At 75.0% G+C, this 7,805-nt stretch carries 4 protein-coding genes; 2 read left to right on the top strand and 2 right to left on the bottom strand.

What is annotated here, in order from left to right; translation table 11 throughout:
• The coding region (locus E1289_RS20775; RefSeq protein WP_131982613.1) for an HNH endonuclease signature motif containing protein at positions 1-1,234 on the bottom strand (1,234 nt) is incomplete at its 3' end.
• 583 nt (positions 1,235-1,817) lie between these two features.
• On the opposite strand from E1289_RS20775, the gene E1289_RS20770 reads away from it, so the two are divergent.
• A complete protein-coding gene (locus E1289_RS20770; protein ID WP_131982611.1) occupies positions 1,818-2,288 on the top strand; it encodes a hemerythrin domain-containing protein in 471 nt (156 codons plus the stop codon).
• A 126-nt stretch (positions 2,289-2,414) separates the two neighbouring features.
• Here the strand turns inward: E1289_RS20770 and E1289_RS20765 are convergent, their stop codons facing one another.
• The gene (locus tag E1289_RS20765) at positions 2,415-2,855 is read right to left on the bottom strand and encodes a pyridoxamine 5'-phosphate oxidase family protein (RefSeq protein ID WP_131982609.1); all 441 of its coding nucleotides are present in this window, start codon (positions 2,853-2,855) and stop codon (positions 2,415-2,417) included.
• Positions 2,856-3,164: 309 nt separating this feature from the next.
• Here E1289_RS20765 and E1289_RS20760 point away from each other — a divergent pair, with 309 nt between their 5' ends.
• The gene (locus E1289_RS20760; RefSeq protein ID WP_207929063.1) at positions 3,165-7,778 is read left to right on the top strand and encodes a cation-translocating P-type ATPase; all 4,614 of its coding nucleotides are present in this window, start codon (positions 3,165-3,167) and stop codon (positions 7,776-7,778) included.
• The last annotated feature ends 27 nt before the right edge of the window (positions 7,779-7,805 follow it).

Here is a 7,805-nt window from a genome sequence, read left to right as displayed (position 1 = left end):
GTGGTGGGGGATTGCCGGGTGTGCCGCCGGGTGGTGGCAGTTGGTCGGGAGGTAGGAGGCGGTAGGTGTAGCGGCCGTCCCGGGCTCGGGTTGCGTGGATCTGGTCGGGGTTGCCGGCCTTGAAGCGGTTATGGAATCCGCAGGTCAGGGTGAGGTTGTCGATGTCGGTGGGGGTGTGACCCAGTGCCCAGCCGGCCACGTGGTCGACTTCGCACAGCGTCCCGGGCACTTCGCATCCCTGCACGGCGCACGTCGGGTTGAGTGCTTCGAGTACCCGACGTTGGGCCGGGGTGGCGAAGCGGACGGTGCGGCCCAGGTAGAGCGGCACGTGCCCGCGCCCCAGGAGAAGTGGGGAGACGCCGGCGGACAGGGCGATGCGGCGGGCCTGTTCGGCGGGGATGGGTGTGCCGTCGGTGAGGCGTGCGGGGGTGTTGCCGCCGGTGAGGGTGTCGAGGTCGCAGATGACGGTGACCTTGGTGGCCTTGTGCCCGCCCGACAGGACGCTGGTCAGCGCGGCGGCCGTCCGTTCGGACAGGTCGCGGTGGTCGTCGGTCCCGGCGGGCTTGGCCAGGGGGCTCAGGGTGCCGTCCCAGATGGCGGCGTCCTCGGCGTTCAGCCAGCCCTTGAGGTACCGGCCGCCGTCCAGCGAGCGGGTGGTGTCGATCCAGGAGCTTTCGTATCCGCGCCGGGAGTCGGGGTCGGGGGTGTCGGTGCCGTCGCGTTCGGCGATCAGGTCGGTGATCCGGTTGCCGAACGCGGCGACCTTCCCGGCGGAGAACCCTTGCCGGGTCAGGTCGAGCAGGATCTCCTCGGCCCTGGCGCAGTCGTCGTCGTCCAGGCGGGCCACGGCACCGGCCACGGTGGCGGCGTACCCGTACGACAACTCCCCGGCCGCGAGACGTTCGGCTACCCGGGGAAGCCGGTGCCGCTCGCGGGCCAGCGCGATGCGCTCCTTGGCGCGGGCCTCTCGCATGCCCAACCGACTCCGCAGCCAGCTTCGCGCCGACGGGAACCCCCAGCGGCGCACTTCCCCCGAGGCGTCCACCCGCCCGATCAGCCCGGACAGTGCGCTTTCATGCAGGTCGGTCGCGCGGGCGAGGGTCTCGGCGTCCCGCATGCACGCGGCCGGAGAGTCGGGTGCCGGACGCCGAGCGAGTTCGGACGCGACCGCAGCCGCCACGCCCACCAACTCACTGCTGGACATCGCGGCCAGATCGAACTCCCTCGAACACATGACTCAATGTTATCGAACACTCACGGCCTGTATTTGCGGTTCGGGGTGAGAATATTGATACCTTCCGGCCAGCTGGAGTCGTGTCCCAGGGGATCTTTGGCGCGGTGGTGCTGGTCGGCATCGTGGCCACGCTCATCTTCCAGGGGTGTGAAGCGAAGGATGCGAGGGATGAGCGCGGCGCCTCGCGGTGGTCGAGCTGCTCAAGAAGGCCATGGAGGATTCCGTGCTTCCGGCTGGTCTCGTGGGGTGAATTGCCTCCTGTGACGCGCGTCGGAGGCGCGGGAAGTCACGGACTCGGCGGCTTCCGGAGTTGACGGGTCGGCCCAGTTTGAAGCGCGGGACGGTTTGTAAGGGGGGCCGTTCGGTTGTGGGTGTCGATGGCACCCGCGGCGTCGACCAGACCTGGCAGCGGATCCCGGTCACTGCACGGAAGCGGCTGCCCGTTCGAGGACGGTTGGGTGCTGTCCGCTTCGTGGTAACTTCGCGCGTAGCGTCGCGTGCTGGTGGCAGGCCGTGCCAGGCATGGAGGCGCCGGACCGAAGGGAATCGACGACGATGATCGTCGTACCTTCGCTCTCCACCTGTGGTTGAGGGCGAGAAGACCAGGCTGGTGGCCTGGAGCAGTGAACTGCGCCGCGTGCACGACAGGCTTCGCGAAGCGCTGAACGTAACCCGGCATGCGCTGGCCGCCGGTGAGCCGGCGGAGCCGGCGACCAGGGACCTGCTGTTGTTCTGTCACGGGTTCTGCACCGCCCTGACCGCTCACCACGAGGGCGAGGACCGTGACCTGTTCCCCGCGATAGCCGAGCAGCACCCCGAACTGCGGGAGACGTTGCGGTACCTGCAGCAGGACCACTCGATGATCGAGCACCTGCTGACCGGGCTCCAGGCCGCCGCGGCTCGGGCGGCCCCGCCCGCGGAACTGGATCGGCACCTGGAAGGGCTGGCGGCGATCATGGAGTCGCACTTCAGGTATGAGGAACGCCGGCTCCTGTCCGTCCTGGAAACACTGGCGCTGGACGCGGACCCCGACACAGTGCTGGGGCCCCTGTGACCGCCCGAGCAGTATCTGGGTGTTCCTGCGAGCCCCCGCGGAGGCCGTGTTCTTCCTGCCGCTGCGGGGGATTGCCCTCGGGCTCGCTCTGAGGCTTGACGGGTCGTCCTGAGGCCACGAGGGGCGTCAGGGGGACTGTTTGGTGTAGTCGCGGGTGTACCAGCGCTCCGGACGCACCCGCGTCAGGACCATCGTCTCGGCGACGTCCTGCGTCGCCTTCAGGTACTCGGCGCCGCCCTCGGCGCCGAGGTAGCGCTCGGCCAGCGCGCGGCGGTCCTCCGGACGGGCCGGGTCCTCGAACCCGACGACCGGGCCCTCCACCGAGGCGTACCGGTAGGGCAGCGCGGCCTCCTGCACCACGAGGCTCACCCGTCCCGCCGCCCGGATCAGGGCCATCTTGCGGCTGTCCCGGCCGGTGATGAAGGTGATCTCGCCGCCGGGCTCGTAGGTGTACCAGACGGGCAGCGCCAGCGGCGCCCGGCCGGCGTCGTCCGCGACGCTCAGAATGCCCACGTACGTGCCCGCGAGGAATGCCTCCCGCTCGGCCGCGCTCATCGCCAGGGTCATCTCGGCTCCTCTCCGCCGAGCTCCAGCATGCCCGAGAGTCGGCGGCCCCGGCGATGCGGCGGGACCGGACGTCCCCGGCGTCCACCACCGCTACGCCCCTGGATTCCTACGCCCCTGGATGCGTGGGATGACGCCGTCCCGGGCTGGACGTCCCGCGAACCCCGCCCACCTGTACAGCACAGCCCTCGCTCACCTGGGATGACTGGCGGCGGTCCCGGTGACCGCCTGTTTGCGGTGCGTGTTCACGGGTAACCCGGCGTTCATCGGTGGACCGGAGCCACGGCGAGCCGCGGACAGGGGGAGTTGGCGGTGGGGATTCCGGGGGCGTCCCTGGTCAGGGCGGTGGTGAGCGCGCCGGTCACGCTCGTGGACGCGGGCGCGCGGCAAGCCTCCCGGGGTGCCGGGGCGCTCGCGACGCTGGCCGGCGCAAGGCCCCGGCGGTGCGTGTGGGCCGGTGAGGGGCGCGCTCATATCCAGGTGCACGGGCTGTCGGGCTCCGGGGGGCGGCACCGGCGGTACGTGGAGGCGTTGACGGGTGCACTGCGGCGGCTGGACGGGGTGAACTGGGCGGAGGTCAACGCCGTTACGGGGCACGTCCTGGTCGCCTACTCCGACCCTGAGGTCGGCCTGGACGCGCTGGTCGAGACCATCCGGGACGTGGAGGAGGCGCACGGCGCCGCCCCGACTGCCCAGGCCGCCCAGCCTGACCAGACCGCCCAGCGCGACGGGGGCGTGCACGCCGTCCCGCCCGATGACGAGATGGCCTGGGCGGCGGTCACCTCCGCCCTTGTCGCGGACTGTGCGGGTGCGGTCGGGGCCGTGGTCGGGAGGCTGTTCTTCCTGCCGCCCGTTCCGAGCCCGGTGCGGGCGGCGGTCTCGGTGGCGGACGCGGCGCCCCACGTGCGGCGGGCGCTGGACCGGTCGCTCGGAAAGCTGCGTGCCGAGGCCCTGCTCGGGACCGCCAACGCCGTCGTCCAGGGCGCCGGGCACGGCGTCGCCCCGCTCGCCACGGACGCCGCGCACCGGGTCTTCCAGATGTACGAGATCGCGGCGCGCCGGGAGGCGTGGCGGCGCCGGGAGCCGGAGCTGGCGGCCGGGCCGCAGCCGCAGGAGTGCGGTGCCCGCGGACGGCGGCCGTGCCCGCTCCCGGACGGCCCGGTGGAAAAGGCCGCCAACCGCACCGAACTGGGGCATCTGCTCGGCGGGGCCGGTGTCCTCGCGGGCACGCACGACGTGTCCGCCGCCGCCGAACTGCTGCTGGCGACCGTCCCGAAGGCCGCGCAGAGCGGGCGGGACGCGTTCGCCTCCGTGCTGGCGCACGACCTGGCCCGGCGCGGCGTGGTGGTGCTGGAACCGGGCGCGCTGCGCAGGCTCGACCGGATCAGTGCGGTGGTCATCGACTCCGCGGTGCTGTGCGGCGGGGAACTGCAGCTGCTGTCCGCGACCGGCGAGGGTCCGGGGAGTCTGGACGACGCGGACGTCTGGCGCAGCGCCGGCGCGCTGATCGCGGGCCGCGCCGCCGGGGACCGGCGCCTGGTGAAGGTGTCCGGCACCCCCGCGGGCCCTCAGGGCATGACCCTGCACCTGCTGGACGAGCGGGACCGGCTGTGCGGGCAGGTCCTGGTGGGCTGCTCGCTCGACCCGATGGCCGAGGGGCTGCTCGCGGCGGCGCACCAGGCGGCCGACGTGGTCGTCCTGACCGAGCACGTGAGCACCCGGGAACTCGTGGCCTGGGGCGACGACTCCCCGGTGACCGTCGACGACCTGGCGGACTCGGTGCGGGCCCTGCAGCAGGACGGCCACGGGGTCCTGGTGGTCTCGCGCGGGCAGGACCGGGCGCTGGACGCGGCCGACGTCGGCGTGAGCGTCCTGTACGAGGGCGGCGCGGCCGACTGGCGCGCCGACCTGGTGTGCGGGCCGGGGCTCGCCGAAGCGTGGCGGGTGCTGGCGGCCGTCCGGCCGGCGCGGCGCGCCAGCGAGCGCGCCGCGGAGCTGTCGCTGAGCGCGTCGGCGCTCGGCGCGCTGCTCATCGCCGGCGGAAGGCCCCGGCGCCGCGGGCTCGCGGGCTGGCGGGACCTGCCGCCGGTGCACCTGGCGGCCATGATCGCGATGCTGACCAACGCGGTGAGCGCCCGGCGGCTGGACCACCGCCCGCCGCCGCCACCCGTCGTCCGCGACGCCTGGCACGCCCGCACCGCCGAGGAGGCGTACCGGCGGCTGTCCCGCCTCCCGGCCGGGCCCGCCGCGGAGTCGGCCCGTGGTGGGCGGGCCGGGCCCGCCGGGGCGGGGACGCGGCTGGCGGCCGCGGTCCGGCAGGAGCTCGACGATCCGCTGACGCCCGTCCTCGCGCTCGGCGCGGCGGCCTCGGCCGTGGTCGGCTCCAGCGTGGACGCGCTGCTGGTCACCGGGGTCATGACGGGCAACGCGCTGATCGGCGGCGCCCAGCGGATGCGCGCGGAGCGGGTGCTGGGCGAGCTCCTCCTGGGGCAGCAGGTCAGCGCCCGCCGCCTGCGCGCCGCCCCCGAGCCCGACGCCCCCGAGCCCGACGCCGCCGAGCCCGACGCCGCCGAGCCCGACGCCGCCGAGCCCGAAACGTTCGCGCGGCTGCGGTCGGCCGCCGCCGAGCGGGTCCCGGCGGGCGACCTGCGGGTCGGTGAGGTGATCCTGCTCCGGGCGGAGGACGTCGTCCCGGCGGACGCCCGCCTGCTGTGGGCGGAGTCGCTGGAGGTGGACGAGGCGACGCTCACCGGCGAGTCCGTGCCCGTCGGCAAGGACGTCGAGCCGGCGCCGGGCGCCGACCCGTCCGACCGGCACTGCATGATCTACGAAGGGACCACGGTCATCGCCGGCGAGGCGGTCGCGCTCGTGGTCGCCACCGCCGACGCGACCGAGGCCGGCCGCGCAGCCGCGCTCGCCGGGGCGATGGACGCCTCGTCCAGCATGCAGGCGCGGCTGGCGGAACTCACCCACGAGGCGCTCCCCGCCACCGTGCTCGGCGGCGCCGCCGTCACGACGCTGGGGATGCTGCGCGGGCTGCCGCTGCGCCGCGCTCTCGGCTCCGGCGTCGCGGTCGCGGTGGCCGCCGTCCCCGAGGGGCTGCCGCTGGTCGCCACGCTGTCCCAGCTCGCGGCGGCACGGCGGCTGTCCGGCCTCGGCGTGCTGGTCCGCTCGACGCGGGCGCTCGAAGCGCTCGGCCGCGTCGACACCCTGTGCTTCGACAAGACCGGAACCCTCACCGAGGGCAGGCTCCGCCTGGTCCGCGCGGCCGGTCCGGCCCGTCCGCTGTCGCTCACCGGTGCGGCCGGGCAGCGCATCCTCCGGACGGCCGTGCGCGCCTCCCCGCCGCCGCGCGGGACGCGGGCTCCGCACGCCACCGACCGGGCCGTCCTCGACCGCGCAGCCGACCTGCCGCCGGACGACCGCTGGACGCTGGACGAGGAACTCCCCTTCGAGGCCACCCGCGGCTTCTCCGCCTCGCTCGGGCGCGACGGCGACCGGACCGTCCTCGCGGTCAAGGGCGCGCCCGAGGTGCTCCTCGGCGAGTGCGCGCTGATCCACGCCCCGGGCAGCGGCGCCGACGGCGACGAGCCGCTCACCCCGGCCCGGCGCCGCGCCGCCGCGGCGACCGTCCGGCGCCTCGCGGGGCAGGGGCTGCGGGTGCTCGCGGTCGCCGAGCGTCCCGTCCCGGACCCGGCCGCGATCCGGGGCGAGCTCGCCGACCACGTCGCGGACCTCACGCTGCTGGGCTTCATCGGCATCGCCGATCCGCCGCGTCCCACCGCCGCGGAGGCGGTGCGGCGGCTGACCGACGCGGGCGTGCGGACCACCATGATCACCGGCGATCATCCGGACACCGCCGCCGCGGTCGCCGCGCGGCTCGCCATCCCGGGCGCGGACCGGGTCGTCACCGGGGCCGAGCTCGACGCCATGTCCGCCGGCGAACGGCTCCGGGCCGTGCAGCGCGCCGCCGTCTTCGCCCGCGTCTCCCCGGCCCAGAAGGTGCGCATCGTGAAGGACCTGCGGCGGGCCGGGCGGGTGGTCGCGATGACCGGCGACGGCGTGAACGACGCCGCGGCCATCCGCCGCGCCGACGTCGGCATCGCGGTCGCCGGGCGCGGCTCCGGCGCGGCCCGCAGCGCGGCGGACCTCGTCCTCACCGCGCCCGACACCGCGCTCATCCTGGAGGCGCTGCGCGAGGGCCGCGCCCTGTGGCACAGCGTCCGCGACGCCGCGGCCATCCTCGTCGGCGGCAACGCGGGCGAGGTGGCGTTCACCATCCTCGGGACGGCCCTCACCGGGAAGGCGCCGCTGAGCACCCGGCAGCTGCTCGTCGTCAACATGCTCACCGACATGCTCCCCGCGCTCGCCGTGGCCCTCACCCCCCGCGACCCGGGCCAGCACGGCGCGGACCAGCAGGGCGCGGACCAGCAGGGCGCGGGCCAGGACGGCGCGGGCTGGCAGGGCGCGGAGCAGCAGGGCGCGGAGCAGCACGGCGCCGAGCAGCACGAGTGGCTCGGCGAAGCGCCGAGCCGCGGGTTCATCGGCCAGGACATGCGGCGCGTCCTCTGGGTGCGCGGCACCGCCACGACCGCCGCCGCCCTGGTGAGCTGGCAGACCGGGCGGCTGACCCGGCTCGTTCCCGGGGGCCGTCGCCGGGCCTCGACGATGGCGCTGGCGTCCCTGGTCGGCGCCCAGCTCGGCCAGACCCTCATCGCCCGCTGGCGCAGTCCCCTCGTGATCGCCACCTGCGCCGTCTCGGCCGCCGCCCTGTTCGCCGTGGTGGAGCTGCCGGTCCTCAGCCACTTCTTCGGCTGCACGCCGCTGGGCCCCGGCGCCTGGACCATCGTCGTCGCGTCGGCCGTCGCGGCGACCCTGGGCGCCGCCATCGCCCCCCGCCTGCTCCCGCCCGCCGGGACGGGATGACCCAGCGCACTGCCCGTGCCATGTCAC

The organism is Actinomadura sp. 6K520 (assembly GCF_004349245.1).
Taxonomy (GTDB): domain Bacteria; phylum Actinomycetota; class Actinomycetes; order Streptosporangiales; family Streptosporangiaceae; genus Spirillospora.
This window is presented reverse-complemented; position numbering and strand designations above follow the sequence as displayed.

What these genes read in the sequence shown, in the direction of transcription:
- E1289_RS20765 (WP_131982609.1), bottom strand. Translation starts at nt 2,855, where the DNA reads ATGACCCTGGCGATGAGCGCGGCCGAGCGGGAGGCATTCCTCGCGGGC.